We start from the raw sequence: 20877 nt of genomic DNA, 5'->3' as shown, positions 1-20877 counted from the left end.
CGTCGGCACCCCCGCATCCCCGCGCGTCCTCGACCAGTCCTCATCCGAGACAGGTGCTCTCATGCCCGACCAGCAGTCCGCCGCCTCTTCGCTCCCGCCCGTGATCGACACCGTGGTCCGGCAGTCCGCGACCGTCCTGAAGACCTACCAGGTCGACCCGGGCCTGGTGCAGGAGCATGCCAACGGCGAGCGTCGCATCACCCAGGGCGGTTACGGCGAACGTCAGTTGCTCGAACTCGTCCAGAACGCGGCGGACGAGATCGCGGCATCGGCCGGAGGCAAACTGCACGTCATCCTGACCGAAACCCACCTCTACTGCGCGAACGAAGGCACCCCGGTCACGCCGGAGGGCGCCGAGACCATCCTGCGCATGAGTGTCTCCCGCAAGCGCGGCGGGCAGATCGGCCGCTTCGGCGTCGGGGTCAAGTCCGTGCTCTCCGTGAGCGACTCGCCCCAGTTCTTCAGCGGCAGCGGCGCCTTCGGTTTCGGCTTCGACCGGGACTGGTCCGCCGCCGAGATCGCCCAGACACTCGGGCGGCAGGAAAGCGACATCGGCATGGACACCCCGGTGCTCCGCATGGCCCGGCCGCTCGATGTCGAGCAGGAGCGCGCCGACGACAACGTGCTGGACAAGCTGCTGCGTTGGGCCACCACCGTCGTCCGCCTGCCCCTGATGCCCGGTGCCGCCGAGCGTCTCGGCCGGGACATCAACGGTCACAGGAGTCGGGACGGACGGGTGACGGAAGCCTTCCCGGCGCGTTTCCAGTTGTTCTCCTCCCATGTCGGCCAGGTCCTCCTGCATGACGAGCGCACCCTGCCCCCCGTCCGTCGGGAGATCTCGATCGAGGCCGACGGCGTCCACCGCACTCTCAAGGAGGTCGCCCGCGGCGCCAAGCAGACCACCGAACAGTGGAAGGTCTTCTCCGTCACCCATTCCCCCACCGACAAGGTGGCGGACAGCGCCGGCGAGCTGCACAACCGACCGGTGCTCGAGATCTCCTGGGCGGTGCCCGAATACACCGTCCGCAACGGCCTGTACACCGCGGCCGTCGGCAGGGGCTCCTTCTGGGCGTTCTTCCCGACGAAATACGAGGTGTCGCTGACCGGCATCCTGAACGCCCCGTGGAAGACCAACGAGGACCGCCAGCACCTTCTCGACGGCAGCCCCTTCAACCGGGAACTGTTGCAGGTCGCGGCCCGACTGGTGATCGACACCCTGCCCCGGCTCGTGCCCGCCGAGGACCCCGCCGCATACCTTCCCCTGCTGCCGGGCCGCACCAAGGAGAAGCTCAACTGGGCCGACGACCATTTCCTCCGGCAGGTCTGGCAGATGGCCGCCCAGCGCCCCTCTCTGCCCGACCAGAACGGCGAACTCCAAGTCCCGCGCGATCTGTTCATCACGCCGTCGAACCTGGACAAGGAGTGGGTCCGGATCTGGTCGGAGTACGACGGCCGCCCCACCAACTGGGTGCACGCATCCGTCGACGCCTCCGACAGCAGTCTGCGCCGCGGCAAGATGATGCACATCCTGGAAGAGGCCGGGAAGACGCCCGAGAACGTCAAGGACTGGCTCGAGGCCCTCGTCGCCGACGGCTCCGCGGAAGCCTCGTGCCACGCCATCGAGATCCTTTCCCTGATGGTGCTCAAGGACCAGGCAGGCGGGCTGCGCGGAGACTCTCCGCTCACCGCCGAGGCCCGCAGGGCCAGGATCGTGCTGACCGAGGACCACGGAGTGGTCGCCCCCGTGGCCGGCGAGATCTTCCACCGGACCGCCGCCGACATGCTCCGCGACGACATGGTCTACGTCCATCCGTCGATCTCCGAGCGCCCCGAAATGTCGCGGCATCTGCACAACATCGGCATCAGGGTCGCCGATGCACAGGGACGGTTCGAGGGCGTCCTGGACCAGGGGTTCGACAACTACGGCAATGACACATGGTCGAACTTCTGGGTCCTGCTGCGCAGCGCCGGCGGCAGCGCGCAGGTCAACCGCATACGCGCCAAGGTGCCCAAGCCGCTGGAAACGCTGCATGTCCGGACCCAGGACGGTCGTTACCGACCGATGCGCGACTGCCTCCTGCCCGGCCCGGTGGTGCCCGGGGACGGGAGCCGCGACCGAGCCGTCGCCGTCGACCTGGACTTCCACGAGAGCGACAAGCCGGTCTTCCGTGACCTCGGGCTGTTCGACCGTCCCACCGGCGGACACCGGCCCCACGAGGAGGCGTGGTTCGCGGAATATCGACAGACCGTTCACGACTGGCACCTGCGCGGTCTGGCCAGCAGCGCCCCCCGCCCCAACATTTCCCGCCTGGCGGTCGAAGGCGCGGTGACGTTGGGCCCCTTGCACCTCCTGCCCGTTCTGTCCGAGGAGGGCCGCGCCGCCTTCGTCGCGGCTCTGCCGGCATCCGACATCGCGCAGCACTGGCAGATGCAGTACGGAGCCAACACCGGCACCCGCAAGGCCGTGGTGTCCCCGCTGCGCTGGATGGTCTCCAGGCACGGCCTCGTGAAGACCTCCATGGGGCTGACCCGGGTGTCCGAGGCCGTCGGTCCCCAGCTCAAGAATTTCCGTGCTGTGCTCCCCGTCGCCGACATCGCGGAGGAGACGGCCAGGAAGCTCTGCATGCCCACGACCACCGACGAGGTGCCCACCGGGCGTTGGGGCAAATTGCTGGACCTCGTGCTCGAGAGCGAGGACGACGCGTTCATCGGTCGCGCGTACGCCCTGCTGCATCGGGTCGGCTTCGAGTTCCCGGAAGGTGTGCTCACCCGTTGCCGGGTGGGATCCTCCTGGGAGGGACGCCCGGACAACGAAATCGCCGTCGCGGTCAACACGGTGGAATTCAAGGAACTCGTCCGTGAACGGCTCCCCGCGCTCCTGGTCACCGACAGGGCCGACGTGGCCACGGCGAAGGAGATGATCGAGGAATGGGGCATGCTCAAGGTCTCCGACGTCATCAGCATGGAGATCGAGCCCGTCAAGATCGGGCGTGCCGTGCTGCTGTTCGAGGAGTTCACGACGATCAAGGCGCGCCTCGGTCAGGCGGGCAGCAGCTACAAGATCCAGCGCTGCTCCGAGCTTGCGCAGGTGGTCCGCACGCCCATGGGCAGCAAACGGAAGCCGCTCGAGTCCGCGAGGAAGGGCCAGACCCTTTTCGTCCTGGACTCCATGGACCGGCTGCACGTGCTGCGGGCCGCCGATGAGCAGTTCAAGTGGGGCTTCGGCCTGGCCGGATGCAGCCAGGCTCTCGCGCTCCAGGACAGGCAGGAGCATGACCAGGCTCTGCTCGGGCGGCTGCGCGCGGTACGGGAGAGCGAGAGCGTCATCGACAAGATCGCTCTGCTGATCGGTGAGGAGGCCCTGCGCGGCGAGCTTCCCCCGGGGCTCATGGAGAGCGAGATCCAGGAGCAGGGCGCCGAACCGAGCCCCCGGCGCATCGCCGAGATGGCCTTCAACGCTCACGGCGAGGCGATCCTCCGGGTCCACTCCCGCGACCTCGCGCTGGACTTCCCCACCCGCGCCCCCAACTCCTTCACCGGGAACACGAAGGCGTTGCGCTTCGTGGCCGATCTCGGGTTCCCCGATTCCTTCGCCGGCGCCCAGGTGCCCTCCCTGGATCCTCGACTCGAGGTCGACGGTCCATCGGAGTTTCCTGCTCTGCACCCCTATCAGGAGGAACTCGCACAGGCGTTGCTCGGCCTGCTGGAGGCCCCCGTCCCCCAGCGCGGCATGCTCAGCCTGCCGACCGGATCCGGCAAGACGCGTGTCACGGCGGAGGGAGTGATCCGCTGGATCCGTGATCGCAAGGATCTTCCCGGTCCGGTCCTGTGGATCGCCCAGACCGAGGAGCTGTGCGAACAGGCCGTGCAGAGCTGGAAGTTCGTCTGGTCGAAGGTCGGCCCCGAGCTGCCTCTGGTCATCAGCCGGCTCTGGTCCTCGAACGAGGCGACCCCTGTCGACGGGCGTCCACACCTGGTCGTCGCCACCGATGCCAAGTTGGACAGCTGCCTGGAGAAGGAGGACTACGCCTGGCTGCGGAGGACCGCCGAGCTCATCATCATCGACGAGGCGCACACCGCCATGTCCCCTCGCTACACACGGCTGCTCGACCAACTGGACCTGACACACCGCAGCACGTCCCGCCATCTGATCGGTCTCACCGCCACCCCGTACCGGAACAACACGGAACTGACCCGACTGCTGGTGCAGCGGTTCGGCAACCGCCTCGACACCGGGGTCTTCGACGGCGATCTGTCCGTCGCCATCAAGGGGTTGCAGCACATCGGTGTCCTGGCCCAGGTCAAGCACCGGGAACTGCCGGGTGCCGCCATCGCGCTGACGGCCGACGAGCGCGCCCAGTCCGAGAAGTTCGCCACCCTGCCCAAGGGCGCCGAGCAGCGGCTGGCCGAGGACCACGGCCGCAGTCAGCGCATCGTCGACGAGATCGCCGCCATGCCCTCCGACTGGCCGGTGCTGGTGTTCGCCACCTCCGTGGCCCACGCCAAACTCCTCGCCGCCAAGCTCAGTGACCGCGACATCAGGGCCGGCGCGATCGACTCGACCACGCCCCCCAACGAACGCCGCAAGCGGATCGACGATTTCCGCAAGGGCAGGATCCAGGTCCTGACCAACTACGGCGTGCTCACCCAGGGCTTCGACGCCCCGGCCACCCGTGTCGTGGTCGTCGCCCGCCCGACGTACAGCCCGAACATCTACCAGCAGATGATCGGGCGCGGTCTGCGCGGCCCGAAGAACGGTGGCAAGGAGAGCTGCCTGATCCTGAACGTGCGCGACAACATCACCAATTTCGGTGAGGAACTCGCCTTCACGGAGTTCGAGTACCTGTGGGGCGAGGGCCGGTGACCGTCGTCCCCCTCGCCGAGCATCGGCTCACCGCCGCGCAGCAGGCCGTGGTCGACCAGCCCTGGGACGCCCGGGTGCTGGTCACGGCCGGGGCCGGCGCAGGAAAGACGCACACCCTCGTGCGGCGGCTAGACGTGCTGGTGGAGCGCGAGGAGCTGGAGGCCGGAGAGATTCTGGTGCTCAGCTTCTCCCGCGCGGCCGTGCGCGAACTCACCGACCGCATCGAGCGGCATGCCGCCGCCGCGCAACGGATTCGCGTGCAGACCTTCGATTCCTGGGCCGCGGCCCTGCTCAGCCGTGCGTACCCGGACACGGACTGGCAGACGTACACCTTCGACGGCCGTATCGAGGCGGCCACCGAGGCGATCGAGAGGGGGGCCGTCGAGGCCGGTCCGCAGGTGCCGGCCCATGTGGTGGTCGACGAGGTCCAGGATCTCGTGGGCGTCCGTCGGGAGATGGTCGAGGCACTGCTCGACCGCTTCCAGGAGAACAGCGGCTTCACCGTGGTCGGTGACTCGGCTCAGGCCGTGTACGGATTCCAGGTGTCCGACCCGGAGCAGCGGGCCGAGGAGACCAACCGCTTCCTGGACTGGTTGCGTGCCTCCTTCGGGGAAGACCTGGTGGAGTGCCACCTGGGCGACAACTTCCGGGCCCGCAGCGAGGCGGCCCGGATGGCCCTGCCCCATGGTGCCCGATTGCAGCGGCTGCCCCGTGATCGGGCGGAGGCCGCCGATGCGGCGGAGCGCATCCACGGTGATCTGCGGGCTCTGCTGCTCTCGGCACCGAACTTCGGCGGCCTGGAGGAGGAGTTCGTGCGGGCGGCGCTGCGCGACTACCCGGACACCACCACCATCCTGTGCCGCGACAACGGGCAGGCGTTGACGTTGTCCGGCGTGTTGGCCGACGCCGATGTCCCGCACACACTGCAACGCTCGGCCCGTGAGCGGTCGGCCCCCGTGTGGATCGCCGAGTTTCTCGCCTCGACCGGCGCATCCACCCTGGGTCGGGAGCGCTTCGAGGAACTGCTCGCCGGCCTCCGGCTCCCGCTCGGCAGCACGCCGGAGGCCCTGTGGCGTTCGGTACGCAAGGTTGCCAGGGGCAGTCGCGGCAACGTCGAGGTCGTCGCGCTGCACCGGGCGCTCGCCGAGGGCCGGCTGCCCGACGAGCTCACCGCGGCGCAGCCGTCCTCGCTCGTGATCTCGACCGTGCACCGAGCCAAGGGCCTGGAGTTCGACCGCGTCCTGATTGTCGAACCACCGGTGCTGAAGGAACCGCCCCGGGTCCGGAAGAAGAAGTACGACTACGACCCGGCGGCGGAAGCCCGACTGCTGTATGTGGCCATGACCCGCGCCCGACATGATGTGTACGTCCTGGCACCTCCACGCTCCTGGCTCGTCCGCAAGGACAAGAGGATCGACCGCTGGTATCTGGGTGGTCGCAGCACCTGGGCCCGCAACGGCATCGAGCTGATCGGCTCGGACGTGTCCCACGACCGGCCGGCGGGCGCGGAGGGGATCGGCCAGGACCCTGAACTGATGTGGCAACACCTCTTGACCGACGTCGCCCCGGGCGAGAGGGCGGAGCTCGTACTCCTGCACGGCATCCCCGTCGCGGCCGACCAGTCCCCGCCGTACGCGGTGGTCGTCGGCGGGCAACGGGTCGCGGTGGTGTCGGAACGCTTCCGCACCGACCTGCACCGCTTGCTGCGCCGTACCGCGCACTCCGCGGTCGAGCGCTGGCCCGCGAGGATCACCGGTCTGCGGGTCGACTGCGTGGAGAGCGTGGCGGGCAGCCCCGCGGCGACCGAGGCCGCCGGCCTGGGTGGGCACGGCGCGTGGATCGCACCCCGGTTGTGCGGTCTGGGGCGCTTCCAGTGGGACGCGGACGGACAGGAAGGGGACGAAGGATGAGTCGGCCGATCCACCAAGCACACTACGAGGTCTGCGACTCGCTCGTCGACGTCCTTCGGCAGGACCTCCTCGGCCCGGTGGGCGGTGCGGACGAGGTGCTCGAGGACGACGCGCCGATCACCATGTACCCGGTCGGCGTGCTCTTCCCTCGCTCGCGGCCGGCCCGGCCCGGTGCCTCGCCCGAAGCCGCCCCGGCCGAACAGGGTGAGCCGGAGTCCTTGCGGGACGGGCTCGACACGGCGCCGCTCGGCACCCATCGGGACACCGAGGAGGGTGCCGGCGATCTGGGGGTCTCGCTGGCGAACGTCCGGATGCCGTCGTCCATCGGTCTGACGTTCGCCGTGGACCCGACCGTGTCCGCACGGATTCGACTGACCGTGAGCGCCGCCGTCTACAGCCCCGAGGACGCCGACGGGAATCCGGTGTCCGCGAAGCGGACCGAGGCACGAAGCACGAAGGCCCAGCGGGAGCGCTGGCGTCGTTGCGCACTTCGCATCGAGCCGGTCGACGTGGACGTCAGGGAGCCGGGCCTGCTCGATCCGTTCGTGCTCCACCCCGGGCTGGAGCTGCGAGTGCTGGTCCGCCCTCCGGCCGAGTCCGACGGGACGGTGACCGTGACGGCCACGGTCGTCAACAGCTCGGAGGTCGGTCCGTACGACCTGCGGGACGCGCACTGCTTCTACCAACCGGTACTGACCGTGACGGCGGACGACGGCAGCAGCCCGGTGTTCGTGACGCGGTCCGCCACGTCGGACGCGGTCGACCCGGAGCATGCGCTGAGCCGGCTCCTGCACCGCCATGCGCCGAGCTTCGCCACCGGCCACGGCTGCGCGGCGCATTGGGATTGGGCGGCGCCCCCCGTAGGGGCCGCATCCGTCGATCGTCCGGCCGTCACCGCCCTGCGGACCGAATTCGTCCCCTCCCACGAGGTGTTGCTGACGGATTCCAACCCCGGGATCGACGACGAGGCACTGACGATGTACCGGCTGGGCACCGACCCCGCCCACGAGGTCGTCTCGGCACTTCGCACCCTGCTGAACGGCTATGAGCAGTGGATCGAGACCCAGGAGGAGCAGGCGCGCCTGCTGGCCGGTACGGAACACGGCAGGGCCGCGGCCGAACAGATCAAGCTCTGCGTGCGCGCGCTGCGCCGGATGCGTGAGGGCGTGGACCTGCTGGAGGACACCGAGCGGCCGGACATTCTGCGCGCGTTCCGGCTGGCGAACCTCGCAATGGCCGACCAGCGCGCACGGACCGCGTGGATCAAGGGCGGCAGATCTGGGCAGCCGGATGATCGGGCCGGGCGGTGGCGCCCCTTCCAGATCTCCTTCATGCTGCTGTGCCTGGCCGGGATCGTCGCTCCGGACCACGAGGACCGCAAGGTCTCCGACCTGCTGTGGTTCCCCACCGGTGGCGGCAAGACGGAGGCCTACCTCGGCCTGATCGCCTTCACCACCTTCCTGAGGCGCCTCCGGGACGGGGAGGCCGGGGCGGGCGTCACCGTGCTCATGCGGTACACCCTCCGGCTGCTCACCCTTCAACAGTTCGAGCGTGCCACGGCGCTGATCTGCGCAATGGAACAGCTGCGGGTCACCGATCCGGCGAGCCTGGGGCGGGAGGAGATCTCCATCGGCATGTGGGTGGGCCGTTCGGCGACGCCCAACAAGCTGGCGGTCGCCGCGAGCAAGCTGGCCGATCTCGTACGCAACGAGACGCTCCAATTGCAGACCGAGAATCCGGTGCAGCTGCGCAACTGTCCCTGGTGCGGCGAGCCCTTGCGGGCCCGGGACTACGCGGTCGACGAAAGCACTGTACGCATGACCGTCCGCTGCCCGGCCGGAACATGCGACTTCCACCGAGGGCTGCCGGTGCACCTCGTCGACGACGCCGTCTACGCCCATCGTCCGACCTTGGTCATCGCTACGGTCGACAAGTTCGCCTCGATGCCGTGGCGACCCGCTTCCGCGGCGCTCTTCAACCGGGACGTGGAGGGGGTCCGGCCGCCCGAACTCATCGTCCAGGACGAACTCCACCTGATCTCGGGGCCGCTCGGCACGCTGACAGGCCTGTACGAGGCGGCCGTGGACGCCTTGGCGGATCGCCCCAAGGTCATCGCCTCGACCGCGACCATCCGACGCGCCGGCGAGCAGGGCGCGCGGCTGTTCGCCCGTTCGGTGAAGCAGTTCCCGCCCGCCGGCCTCGATTCCCGGGATTCCTGGTTCGCCGTGGAAACTCCGCGCGAGCGCAAGGCCGCCCGGCGCTACGTCGGCCTGCTGACCTCCAGCACCAGCCAGGCCACCTTGCTCATCCGGGTGTACGCGGCGCTGCTCCATCGGGTGCACACCCATGAAGCGCCGCCCGAGGTGAAGGATGCGTACTGGACCCTGATCGGCTACTTCAACAGTCTGCGACTGCTGTCGGCGGCGGAGCTCCAGGTCCTCGACGACGTCCAGGAACGCCTGGGGCACCTCGCGGTGCGCGACGGGGTCAAGGCGCGCCGTGCGGACGCCCTCACGGAGCTGAGCAGTCGGGCGAACTCCAGCGACATCTCCCGCAGGCTCAAGGAGATGGAGCGACAGCTGCCGATGCCGGACGTGCTGGACGTGCTGCTCGCCACCAACATGATCTCCGTGGGCGTCGACGTGGACCGCCTGGGACTGATGGCCGTGATGGGTCAGCCGCAAACCACTGCCGAGTACATCCAGGCGACCAGCCGGGTCGGCCGGCAGCACCCCGGTCTCGTCGCGGTCATGCTCAACTCCACCCGCTCACGGGACCGTTCGCACTACGAAGGCTTCCAGGGCTTCCACTCCGCCCTGTATCGGGAGGTGGAGTCCACCAGCGTGACCCCCTTCTCCGCTCGGGCCCGCGACCGAGGGCTGCACGCCGTGGTCGTGGCCCTGGCCCGGTTGATGCTGCCGGCCGCACGGGACGACGACGCGGCCGCGCGCGTGGAGGACTTCGCGACCGACCTCCGCGAGAAGGTGGGCATCCTTCTGCTCGACCGTGTGGCGGCGGTGGAGCCGGCCGAGCTCGAGGCCACTGCTGCGGCCTTCGAGGAATTCGTCGAATGGTGGCGGGACGAGGCGCTGGCCCACCCGAACCTCGTGTACGAGGCTCCGCGCGGCTCCCGCACGCCCGCCCTGTTGGCCAACTACGACGACGAGTCGAACGACGCCTCGCCGTGGAAGACGCTGTGGAGTCTGCGCGACGTCGACGCCTCGTCCACCTTCTTCGAGGAGCGCTGAACCATGAGTCCCGTCCCACCCCGCACCCGTCGGCGCGGTCTCCCGTCGGCCGCGGCACGTACCGCCCGCAAGCTCGGGGAGATCCGCCGGGCCCAGCTCGTCACGACGTACGGCGTCGGAGCCATGGTCGCGGTGGAGAACGAGTCCTTCCTCGTCCGCGGCATCGACTCGTGGGACATCTCCGAGGCCCCCGTCATCTCGGAGCCCCGCCTGGCCCGGCAGTTGGGCGTCTCCGGGTTCCGTATGCCACCGGCTCCCGACCCCGATCGGGCCCGTGACGGCGTACGGGCGGTGCGCTTCCCGGAGATGTACTCATGCCCCCATTGCCATCAGCTCCAGCCCTTCCGCAAGTTCAACTCTGCGGCAGGCCGGGCCGAGTGCTCAACCTGTCAGGAGAACCTGGTCCCCTCCCGTTTCGTGATCGCGTGCGCGCACGGCCACCTGGATGATTTCCCCTACTGGAAGTGGGTCCACCGGGGTAACCGGACGGGGTCCGGGGCCTGCGGGGGGCAGCTGACGTTCCGGACCGACGGGACGACCGCATCACTGCGTGCCGTGTTGATCGGTTGCAGTTGTGGGGTGGAGGAGGTCTCCATGGAGGGGTCGTTCCGGCGGCAGGCACTCCGCGACCTCGGCATTCGGTGCTTCGGCCGACGTCCCTGGCTCAAGGGCGCGTCGGACGAGAGCTGCCAGGAACCACCGCGCACGCTCCAGCGCGGTTCCTCCTCGGTGTGGTTCCCGGTCATGTACTCGGCTCTCTCGATCCCGCCGTGGAGCCAGGGCATCGCCAAGCTCGTCGCGCCGTACTACGCCCTCTTCAAGGAGGAGGACTCCGCCTCCATCACCACGTACGTGCGCATGCAGAAACTGCTGCGCCATCACCCGGAGTTCACCGCGGACGACGTGGTGGCCGAGGTGGAGCGGAGGCGCGCGGCCGAGGCCGCGGCGGAGGCATCGGACGACGGTACCGACGTCGCCGAGCGTGCCCGCAACTACCGGCGGGAGATCTACGAGGGCGAGTACCGGAGCCTGTCCGAGCCGCACCCCGAGGTCGCGGACCAGGCACAGGAGTTCGTCTGCGAGCCGCCCACGGCCCCGATCGACGCACTGCGCTCGTCCCATGGCCTGGCGCAGGTGATGCTGGTCAAGCGGCTGCGCGAGGTGCGGGCGCTCCAGTCGTTCCGACGGGTGGAGGAACCGAGTTCGGCGGACTCCCCACTGCGCGAAGCTTCGATCTCACTGGCCGAACCGACGTGGCTGCCGGCGTTCGAAGTGAGCGGTGAGGGAGTGTTCGTCCGCCTCGACCCCGAGCTGCTGCGGGACTGGGAACAGAAGCCGGGGCAGATCGCTCGCGCCGCTCGGATTCGGGAGAACCACGAGAAGCTGCTGTCAGCACGTTCCGGCGACTCGGACAAGCCGGTTCCGCCCTCACCCGCCACGCCCCGCTTCCTCCTTCTGCATGCTCTCGCGCACCTACTGATCAACGAATGGAGTCTGGACGGCGGCTACCCCGCAGCCTCCCTGCGCGAGCGGATCTACGGCGAGGAGGACATGGCAGGAGTACTCGTCTACACGGCCACCAGCGACTCCGCAGGCAGCCTCGGCGGCGTCGTCGCCCAGGGGGAACCCGGCCGGCTCGAAGCCTCGCTCCGCGCCGCCCTGCACAGAGCGAGCTGGTGCTCGAACGATCCCCTGTGCATGGAGTCCGAGTCGAGCGGCGCGGACAGCCTGAACCTGGCCGCGTGCCATGCCTGTCTGCTGCTCCCCGAGACAAGCTGCGAGAACAACAACATCCTGCTCGACCGGGCAGCCCTCGTCGGGACACCGGACGGTCGAGTACCGGGCTTTTTCACGCACTGACGCCCTGCCGGTCCGGGGTCGACACATGCCCCGGCCGGCAATCGCACCGTTTTCAGCGCCGCACGCGGGGCATCCCCAGGCCGATCCACGAGATGATTTCGCGCTGGATCTCGTTGTTGCCGCCGCCGAAGGTGAAGATGACGGCGGAGCGGTAGCCGCGTTCCAGTTCGCCGTGCAGGACCGCGCCGGCCGAGCCCTCCTTGAGGGGGCCCGCGGAGCCGACGACCTCCATCAGCCAGGCATAGGCGTCGCGGCGGGCCTCGGAGCCGTAGACCTTGACGGCGGAGGCGTCCTGCGGGGTGAGGGTGCCCTGCTGGAGCGCGTCGACCATCTGCCAGTTCAGCAGTTTCATGGCGTCCAGCCGGGTGTGGGTGCGGGCCAGCCGTCCGCGTACCCAGCCCAGGTCGATGACCCGGCGGCCGTCGGCGAGTTTGGTGTCGGCGGCCCAGCGCTGGACGTTGTGCAGCGCGCGGATGGCCATGGTGCCGTGGGCCGCGAGGGTGACGCGTTCGTGGTTGAGCTGGTTGGTGATGATCCGCCAGCCCTTGTTCTCCTGGCCGACGCGGCGGGAGGCCGGGACGGTGATGTTCTCGTAGTAGCTGGCGGTGGTGTCGTGCGAGGCGAGGGTGTTGATCAGGGTGCAGGAGTAGCCGGGGTCGCTGGTGGGGACGAGGAGCATGGTGATGCCCTTGTGGGGCGGGGCTTCCGGGTCGGTGCGCACCGCGAGCCATACCCAGTCGGCGGTGTCGCCGTTGGTCGTCCAGATCTTCTGCCCGTTGACGACATAGTGGCCGCTCTCCTCGTCCCCCACCCGTACGGCGCGGGTCTTGAGGGCGGCCAGGTCGGTGCCGGCGTCCGGTTCGCTGTAGCCGATGGCGAAGTCGATCTCGCCGGAGAGGATCCGGGGCAGGAAGTAGGCCTTCTGTTCGTCGGTGCCGAACTGCATGATCGTCGGGCCGACGGTGTTCAGGGCCATCAGCGGCAGCGGCACCCCCGCCTGGGCCGCCTCGTCGAAGAAGATGAACTGTTCCGTCGGGGACATACCGCGCCCGCCGAACTCCTTGGGCCAGCCGACGCCGAGCCAGCCGTCCGTGCCCAGCCGGCGGACGGTCTCGCGGTAGAAGCGCTTCTGCGCCGCGGGGCCCGCGAGGGGGTCGCCGTCCGCGCCCGGGGAGTTGCGTGGACCCGTGGCCGCGCGGTCCGGCACCAGGTCGGCGAAGTAGGTGCGCAGCTCGGCGCGCAACTGCTGCTGTTCGGGGGTGTATTCGAGGTGCACGGCCCCTCCAGTTCGTCCGGTCCGGTCGTCCGGTGCGAGGGCGGCGCGGGATGCTGACGGCCCGTCGGCTGCCGGATCGAGGGGCACAGTAGAACTTGTTCCAGTAATACGGAAGGGTGCAGGAGGTGCGTTCGTCCGGGCCGGTTCCTGCCGGCACGGGGGTGAGGGGGATGGCGAGCGAGGGACGGCGAGGGGCTCCCGGCCGCCGCCCCGTCAGGGAACGATCGAGTCGATGTACCCGCCGTCGACGCGGACGGCCGCGCCGGTCGTCGCCGAGGCGTACGGCGAGCTGAGATAGACCACCATGGCGGCGATCTCCTCCGGTTCGATCATCCGCTGGATGAGCGACTGCGGACGGTACTCCCGCATGAACGCACGCTGCGCCTCGTCCCACGGCAGATCCCGGCCGACGATGTCACGGACGAAGTCCTCGACCCCGCCCGTATGGGTCGGGCCGGCGATGACCGAGTTCACGCACACCCCACTCCCGGCCGCCTCCTTCGCAAAGCCCCGCGACACCGCGAGCAGCGCCGTCTTGGACATGCCGTAATGGATCATCTCCGCCGGGATCACCACGGCGGAGTCGCTGGCGATGTTCTGGATGCGGCCCCAGCCCCGTTCGGTCATCCCGGGCAGATAGCGGCGGATCATCCGGACGGCCGTGAGCACATTGATCTCGAAATACCGCCGCCACTCGGCGTCGTCGATCTCCAGGGCGGGCCGGGAGCCGAAGATGCCGAGGTTGTTGATGAGGATGTCCGCCTGCGGTACGGCCTCGGCGACCTGGTCGAGGCCGCTGTCGGCAGCGATGTCGCCGGGCGCCGCGAGAAAAGCCGCGTCCGGTGCCTGCGTACGCATCCGCTCCAGCGCCGCCTCCACGGAGCCGGCGCTGCGGCCGTTCACCGCGACCCGGGCGCCGGCGCGGGCCAGGCCCAGCGCGATGGCCGCTCCGATGCCCTGGGTCGAGCCGGTCACCACCGCGGTCCGGCCGGTGAGATCGATCTGCACGGTTCTTCTCCGTTCCCGGTCACCCGCCCCGGAGTTTCTCGGTCACCCGCCCCCGGACTGCGCGCGGGCCCTGCCCGCCGCGCACACGAAAGCCCGGTCCGGCACCTCCGCAGCACCGGACCGGGCCTCCTCCGGGCTCCATCAGCCCACGGCGTGCTTCGCCGCGTGGTTCGGCTCGTGCCGGCTGCGCTGGACGTCCTTGCAGTACTTGACGTAGCCGCTGTTGGTCACGTATTTTGCCGAAACCCAGGAGGCCCGCTCCTGGCGGGTCAGGTACCAGACGGTGTTGCCGCCCACGCTCTGGGTGCGGACCTTGCACACCAGGCCGACCTGCGCGCGGTGGTGGAGGTGCCCCCGCACGGAGGAGTCCGTGCTGGGGTACTGACGCTGGCTCAGTCCCGTCTTGGCAGTGACCACGCCGAAGGGCTTGGTGGGTCCGGGCGCCGCCTGGGCCGGGACGGCGAGCAGCGTCGCACCGAGGGCGACGGCTGTGGCCAGTGCGCCCGCGCCGGCTGCGAGCTGTTTGCCTCGGGCCACGAGGTTTTCGGTCGTGGACATAGGGGGTCTCCTGTTCTTGACGCGCAATGCCACCCATTGGTGTCAAGCGGACATTACGCTCAAACCACCCTGCGAATGTGGTGAAACGACGAACAGGCCGCCGATCGTGTGACGGCACAAGTCCGCCCGCCGCACGGGCATTCACCGCCCCGCGCGCACCCCGGAGCGGGCGGGGTCAGCCCTCGGTACCGGCGCCGTGGATCCCGAAGGAGCCCCCTTGCGGATCCCGGATCACCGCGACCCTCGGTCCGTGGGGCACATCCGTCGGGGGCACCAGCAGCATGCCCCCCGACTCGGCGGCGCGGGCGGCCGTCTCGTCGACGTCGGCGACCGCGAAGTACGGCAGCCAGTGCGCCCTGACGTCGTCCGGATAGAACTCGTCCAGCGCGCTCAGACCGCCGAAGTCGGCGCCGTCGATACCCCATTGCGGATAGTCCTTGTGCGTGCCCACGGTCCAGCCGAAGACGCCCGTGTAGAAGTCCTTGGCGGCCTCGGCGTCCCGGGTGGCGAGCTCGGCCCAGCCGAGCGAGCCCGGCGCGCTGAGCACCGCGGCACCGGCGAAGGACCGGGCCTGCCACAGCGAGAAGACCGCGCCTTCCGGGTCGGCCAGGACGGCGAAGCGGCCCAGGTCGAACACGTCCATCGGGCCCATCAGCAGCCGCCCGCCCGCTTCGGTGACCGCCGTGGTCAGCGCGTCGACGTCCCGCGTCGCGAACGACACGGTCCAGGCGGTCGGCTGCCCGGGGGCGTAGAGCGGGGTCAGCGCGGCGACCGGGGCGCCCCCCAGGTACATGGTGGTGTAGCCGCCCGCCTCCTCCCGCGGGTCGGTCTCGGCGCGCCAGCCGAAGACCTGGCGGTAGTACACCTTGGCGGCGTCCACGTCCGACGTGCCCAGCTCCACCCAGCAGGGAGCCCCGGGCGTGGGCTCAGTGATCTTCACGGTGTGTTCCGCTCCTCCGCGCCGAGCCGTGGCCGGGCGGTGCGGCGCTCGCGCCCGCGCACTGCCGGTCGGCATCCGTACGCTGCCGATCGTGCGACGGGCGCGACGGGGCCGCAACCGGAGCGCGGGCGCCGGAGGACCGGCTCAGCCGGCCAGGTCGGCCCAGCCGTTCTTCAGCCGCGCGAAGATCTCGTCCAGTGCGGAGCCGGGGTCGTCGCAGCCGGCGGCCAGCCGGGGCGCGGCCAGTACATAGTGGGCCAGCGCACGCGCCGAGGCCCCGCCCTCATCGGCGCCGGCCTCCTCGGCGATCGCACCGGCCAGGGCGGTTTCGTGCCGGAGCCACATCCGGTGGGCGTAGTCGCTGAGCACCGGGGTGCCGTCGACCAGCTCACGGAACGCCCGGAACTCCGGCGCCTCGTGGACCATGACCAGCAGGCCGTGGAGGTAAGCGTGCAGCGCGTCCAGGACCGTGCTCCCCGGCTCACGGTCGCGGACGGCCGCGACGAGGGCCGCGCTCTGCTCGGTGTCCCGGTCGAACACCAGGGCCTCCTTGCCGGAGAAGTGCTTGAACAGGGTGGTCACCGAGACATCCGCGGCCTCGGCCACGTCCTTGACGCTCACCTGGTCATAGCCGTGCTCCAGGAAGAGCCGGAGGGCCGCATCGGCCAGGGCCTTGCGGGTCTGGGCCTTCTTGCGTTCGCGGCGGCCGGGCGTCGGCTGGGTCATGACAGCAGATCATCTCTCGTGGTCGGGCGGCTCGAAAGGGGAGCCGGTACAACGGCGGGGTGCACGGGGCGGCCGGATGCCGGTGCGGCGGCACGGGCCCCGATACGGCCGCAGGTCACTGGAAGCGGGCGCGCAGATGGCGCAGCGAGCCGTGCGGGGCCTCGGGGGAGATGGCGTTGGCCAGGCCGCCGGCGGCGAACTCGGCGGCCTCGGCGGCGCGGGGCAGCATGACCGCCTCGTAGGCGCGTACCGCCGCGTCCTGGTCGCTCTGTTCGGCGAGGGCCTGGGCGAGTTCACAGCCGTCGAGCATGGCGAGGTTGGCGCCCATGCCGGAGAACGGTGACATCAGATGTGCGGCGTCGCCGAGCAGGGTCAGGCCCGGGGTGTGGGTCCAGGTGTGCGGCACCGGCAGGGCGAACAGCGGCCGGTTGACGAACCCGCCGTCGTTGTCCCGCAGCAGCGCCAGCAGCCGGTCGTCCCACCCCGCGAACGCGTCGAGCAGCACGGCGCGGACGGCCTCGGTGTCCGCCACCTTCACCCCGGCCTCCAGCGCCCAGTCCTGGGAGCCGCGGAAGGCGATATAGACGCGGATGTGGCCGCGGCTGTTGCGCTGGGCGATCAGCGCCTTGTTGGCGGACGCCGCCCACATGCTGCCGTCGCCGACCAGACGGGCGATGTCCGGGTGGCGGTGGTCGGCGTCGTCGAATCCGGCCTCGACGAAGGTGACCCCGGTGTAGTGGGGGGTGGCGTCGGAGAGCAGCGGCCGCACCCTGGACCAGGCGCCGTCGGCGCCGATGACCAGGTCGAAGGTCTCGGTGTGGCCGTCGTCGAACTCGGCCTTGTGGCGGCCGTCGCCGAGCGGGTGCAGCGTGCGCAGATAGCTGCCCCAGTGCACCGTTTCGGGGGCGAGGGAGTCCAGCAGCAGCCGGCGCAGCTCGCCCCGGTCGATCTCGGGGCGGTCGCTGTCGCCGGAGGCGGGGGTGTGCTGGAAGAGCACGGTCGCGGTGTGGTCGAGCAGCCGCATCTCCTGGCCTTCGGGGCGGGCGAGAGCGGTGAACTCCTCGTGCAGGCCCGCTGCTCGCAGGGCCGCCTGACCGGTCGTCATATGCAGGTCCAGCGTGCCGCCTTGTGAGCGGGCACCGGCGGACGCTTCATGGTCGAAGACGGTGACGGGTACGCCGTTGCGCTGGAGGACGCGGGCACAGGTCAGCCCGCCGGGGCCGGCGCCGACGATCGCGATACGGGGAGTGGCGGAGGTCATGATGCTCCTCAAACGGTGTGGGATGGCAGGACATCCCCCTCAGAAAAGCACAACGATTAAAAAAGCGCAATCGATACACTTTCTGAGCGACTCACCCCACACCAAGGGGTCCACGACGAGGCGCCGACAGCGATTCGACGGAGTGAGCGGGTGTGCGAGTGGGTAGATCACCCCTGGTCAGGACCCCATCGGGGTCCGCCGACGAAGATTTGTCCGGCAAAAGGGACAGTTGATTATTTAACGTCGGCACGTTTGCAGGTTTAGGCATGCCTAACCTAATGTAACGACGCGTGTCGACGATCGAACCACCTGCCACCGCACCCCCCGTGCCCGATGCGCGTCCCGCCGCGAAGGTCCTGCGGCGCGTCCCGCTGTTCGTGGCCGGGCTCGGTGCGCTGGCGGTCTGTGCCGCCCTGAGCCTCGCCCTCGGCGCCCGGTCCGTACCGCTGTCCACCGCGTGGGACGCACTGACCGGCACCGCCCACGGGCGGGATGCCCTCGTGGTGACGGGACTTCGGCTGCCGCGCACGGTGGTGGCCCTCGCGGTCGGCGCCGCGCTCGGTGTCGCGGGGGCCGTCGTCCAGGGCGTCACCCGCAATCCGCTCGCCTCCCCGACGACGCTCGGCATCAACGCGGGCGCGGGCTTCGCGGTGGTCACCGCGATCTATGCACTGCATCTGACCCGGCCCGTGCAGTACATCTGGTTCGCGTTCGCGGGCGCAGCGGCGGCCGCGCTGTTCGCCCAGGCGCTGGCCCGGCGCGCCGGTGACCTCGACCCGGCGCGTCTCGCGCTGGGCGGAACCGTCCTCCAACTCGTCCTGCTGTCCTGGACCTCGACCGTCATGCTGGCCAGCAAGCGGTCGCTGGACGAGGCCCGGTTCTGGATGGCCGGTTCGCTGGCCGAGCGCCCGCTGTCGGTGCTCTACCCGGTGCTGCCGACCCTGGCCCTCGGTCTGGTTCTCGCACTGGCCCTCGCCCCCGCCCTCAACGCGCTGGCGCTGGGCGACGATTCCGCGCAGGCGCTGGGCGTACGGGTGGCACGGATCCGTCTGACCGGCGGCCTGGCCGTCGTACTGCTCGCCGCGTCGGCGGTGGCCGTGGCCGGACCGCTGGCCTTCATCGGACTGGCCGCGCCGCACCTGGTCCGCCAGCTGCTGCGCACCTCCGACCACCGGATGGTGGTGCCCGGCTGTCTGATCGCCGGCCCCCTGCTGCTGCTCACCGCCGACATCCTCGGACGGCTCGTCATCCGGCCGTCCGAACTCCAGGTCGGCATCATCAGCGCGTTCCTCGGCGCGCCGCTGCTGGCGCTGCTGGCCCGGAAGGTGGCCCGATGACCGACGTCGTACGGAGCAAGAAGCCGCTCGGCTCCCCCTCCGGGCCCGCGGCGGCCGGACGCGGGCCCGCACGGCGCCGTACCCCGCTGCTGGCCCTCGCCGGCGCCGTGCTGCTCGGCGTACTGGTGACGGTGTCCGTGGCCAACGGCGAGATACCGCTGGCGCCCCTCGACGCGCTCAAGGGCCTGCTCGGCCTCGGCGATTCCGCCACCGTGCTGGTGGTCCAGGAGTTCCGGGCCCCGCGGATGGTCGCGGCGATCGTCGCGGGGGCGGGCCTCGCGGTGGGCGGCGCCCTGCTCCAGCGGCTCTTCCGCAATCCGCTCGCCTCCCCCGATGTGATGGGGGTGACCGGCGGTGCCTCGTTCGGCGCGGTGGCGATGCTGGCAGCCGGGGCCTCGCAGGCGCTGATGCCGCTGGCCGCGCTGGGCGGCGGACTGCTCGCCGCGGCGCTGCTGGGGGTGTTCGGCTGGCGCTCCGGTGTCAGTGTGACGCGCCTGGTGCTGGTCGGTCTCGCCGTACAGGCGGGGCTGTCCGCCGCGGTGAGCTTCATGGTCGTCCGCTTCCCCACCGAACTCGCGGGCTCGGCCCTGCAATGGACGACCGGCTCGGTGTACGGGCGGACCTGGACCGAAGTGTGGTCCGCGGGCGGGGCGATGGCCGTGGGACTGCTGGCCGCCTTCGCGCTGCACCGCCGGCTCGCCGTCCTCGACCTGGGCGACGACTCGGCCGGCGCGCTGGGTCTGCGCACCCACGCCGCCCGCCTCCAGATCCTGGTCGTCGCCATCGTGCTCGCCTCGCTGGCCGCCGCGCTCACCGGCCCGGTCGCCTTCGTCGCCCTGGCCGTCCCGCACATGGTCCGGTTCCTCGCCGGGCCGCCGACCGCCGGGACGCTGGCACTGTCCGGCCTCGCCGGTGCCGTGCTGCTGCTCGCCTCCGACCTGGTGGCGCAGTACCTGCTGCCGGTCGGCGGGCTGCCGGTCGGGGTGGTCACCGCCACGCTGGGCGCGCCCTGGCTGCTGGTGCTGATGATCCGTCAGAGCAGTTCCGTCAACAGGAGTGTCCGATGACCGCCAACCAGCTCTCCACCAAGGGGCTCGACCTGCGCTACGGCGACCGGCTGATCGTCGGCGGCCTCGATCTGGTGCTGCCCGGCGGCGCCGTCACTGCCGTGGTCGGCCCCAACGCCTGTGGCAAGTCGACCCTGCTGCGCGGGCTGACCCGGCTGCTGCCGCCGGCCGCCGGCACCGTCGCGCTGGACGGGGCCGATATCCACCGGATGCCGGCCCGTGCGCTGGCCCTGCGGATGGGGCTGCTCCCCCAGCAGCCGGTCACCCCCGACGCGATCACCGTCGAGGCGCTGGTACGGCTGGGCCGCTACCCGCACCAGCGGCTGCTGAGCCCCTGGTCGGCGGCGGATCAGCGGGCGGTGGAGGAGGCGCTGCGGCGCACCGGCACCGTGGAGCTGCGCGACCAGCCCGTGGACCGGCTCTCCGGCGGCCAGCGGCAGCGCGCCTGGATCGCCCTCGCGCTGGCACAGGACACCGAGCTGCTGCTGCTCGACGAGCCCACGACGTTCCTGGACCTGCGGCACCAGCTCGATGTCCTCGACCTGGTCGCCGCGCTGCACTCCGAGGCGGGCCGCACCGTGGTGATGGTGCTGCACGACCTCGGGCAGGCGGCCCGTTACGCGGATCACCTCGTGGTCCTCAAGGACGGGAAGCTGGCCGCGGCCGGCGCCCCGGCGGACGTACTCGACGCGGAACTGGTCAAGTCCGTGTTCGACGTGGACTGCCGGGTGATCCCCGACCCCGAGACCGGCACCCCGCTGGTCGTCCCCAAGGGCAGCGCGAAACGGCACAGCGCCGTCTCCGCCTGACCCGACCGTCCCC

At 70.5% G+C, this 20877-nt stretch carries 13 protein-coding genes; 7 read left to right on the top strand and 6 right to left on the bottom strand.

What is annotated here, in order from left to right; translation table 11 throughout:
* The first annotated feature begins 61 nt into the window (after positions 1–61).
* The 4 genes from M8I34_RS10195 to drmB are packed head-to-tail and all read left to right on the top strand — an operon-like array spanning position 62 to position 11882.
* Entirely contained in the window at positions 62–4864 is a 4803-nt protein-coding gene (locus tag M8I34_RS10195) for a DEAD/DEAH box helicase (RefSeq protein WP_250049079.1), read from the top strand.
* The gene (locus M8I34_RS10190; protein WP_250049078.1) at positions 4861–6774 is read left to right on the top strand and encodes a UvrD-helicase domain-containing protein; all 1914 of its coding nucleotides are present in this window, start codon (positions 4861–4863) and stop codon (positions 6772–6774) included. The genes M8I34_RS10195 and M8I34_RS10190 overlap by 4 nt, the downstream gene beginning before the upstream one ends.
* Positions 6771–10022, top strand: coding sequence for a helicase-related protein (locus tag M8I34_RS10185; RefSeq protein WP_250049076.1), 3252 nt, complete (start codon positions 6771–6773; stop codon positions 10020–10022). Before M8I34_RS10190 ends, M8I34_RS10185 begins: the two co-directional genes overlap by 4 nt.
* A 3-nt stretch (positions 10023–10025) precedes the next feature.
* Entirely contained in the window at positions 10026–11882 is a 1857-nt protein-coding gene (drmB, locus tag M8I34_RS10180) for a DUF1998 domain-containing protein (RefSeq protein WP_250049074.1), read from the top strand.
* 52 nt (positions 11883–11934) lie between these two features.
* On the opposite strand, the gene M8I34_RS10175 is transcribed toward drmB, so the two are convergent.
* The 6 genes from M8I34_RS10175 to M8I34_RS10150 all read right to left on the bottom strand — a co-directional run bounded on the left by M8I34_RS10175 (position 11935) and on the right by M8I34_RS10150 (position 17651).
* The gene (locus tag M8I34_RS10175; protein WP_250049072.1) at positions 11935–13158 is read right to left on the bottom strand and encodes an acyl-CoA dehydrogenase family protein; all 1224 of its coding nucleotides are present in this window, start codon (positions 13156–13158) and stop codon (positions 11935–11937) included.
* A gap of 213 nt (positions 13159–13371) precedes the next feature.
* The gene (locus M8I34_RS10170; protein ID WP_250049071.1) at positions 13372–14166 is read right to left on the bottom strand and encodes an SDR family oxidoreductase; all 795 of its coding nucleotides are present in this window, start codon (positions 14164–14166) and stop codon (positions 13372–13374) included.
* A 141-nt stretch (positions 14167–14307) separates the two neighbouring features.
* On the bottom strand, positions 14308–14724 hold the full coding sequence (locus M8I34_RS10165; protein ID WP_030986507.1) for a hypothetical protein: 417 nt from the start codon (positions 14722–14724) through the stop codon (positions 14308–14310).
* A 175-nt stretch (positions 14725–14899) separates the two neighbouring features.
* On the bottom strand, positions 14900–15664 hold the full coding sequence (locus tag M8I34_RS10160; protein ID WP_250049070.1) for a VOC family protein: 765 nt from the start codon (positions 15662–15664) through the stop codon (positions 14900–14902).
* Between the two features lie 144 nt (positions 15665–15808).
* Positions 15809–16390 (bottom strand): TetR/AcrR family transcriptional regulator, encoded by a 582-nt coding sequence (locus tag M8I34_RS10155; protein ID WP_250049068.1) that lies wholly within the window; start codon positions 16388–16390, stop codon positions 15809–15811.
* Between the two features lie 115 nt (positions 16391–16505).
* Positions 16506–17651: an NAD(P)/FAD-dependent oxidoreductase gene (locus M8I34_RS10150; RefSeq protein ID WP_250049066.1), complete on the bottom strand. Its 1146-nt coding sequence runs from the start codon at positions 17649–17651 to the stop codon at positions 16506–16508.
* 326 nt (positions 17652–17977) lie between these two features.
* Here M8I34_RS10150 and M8I34_RS10145 point away from each other — a divergent pair, with 326 nt between their 5' ends.
* Genes M8I34_RS10145 through M8I34_RS10135 form a run of 3 tightly spaced genes read left to right on the top strand, consistent with a single transcriptional unit; the run spans position 17978 to position 20864 of the window.
* A complete protein-coding gene (locus M8I34_RS10145; protein WP_250049136.1) occupies positions 17978–18988 on the top strand; it encodes an iron ABC transporter permease in 1011 nt (336 codons plus the stop codon).
* The gene (locus tag M8I34_RS10140; RefSeq protein WP_250049064.1) at positions 18985–20055 is read left to right on the top strand and encodes an iron chelate uptake ABC transporter family permease subunit; all 1071 of its coding nucleotides are present in this window, start codon (positions 18985–18987) and stop codon (positions 20053–20055) included. Before M8I34_RS10145 ends, M8I34_RS10140 begins: the two co-directional genes overlap by 4 nt.
* Complete coding sequence (locus M8I34_RS10135) at positions 20052–20864, top strand: ABC transporter ATP-binding protein (RefSeq protein WP_250049063.1); 813 nt, start codon at positions 20052–20054, stop codon at positions 20862–20864. Before M8I34_RS10140 ends, M8I34_RS10135 begins: the two co-directional genes overlap by 4 nt.
* The last annotated feature ends 13 nt before the right edge of the window (positions 20865–20877 follow it).

The sequence above is a fragment of the Streptomyces sp. MCA2 genome (genome assembly GCF_023544705.1).
Taxonomy (GTDB): Bacteria; Actinomycetota; Actinomycetes; order Streptomycetales; family Streptomycetaceae; genus Streptomyces; species Streptomyces decoyicus.
Note: the sequence above shows the minus strand (reverse complement) of the source record. Positions and strands in the feature narration are given on the sequence as shown.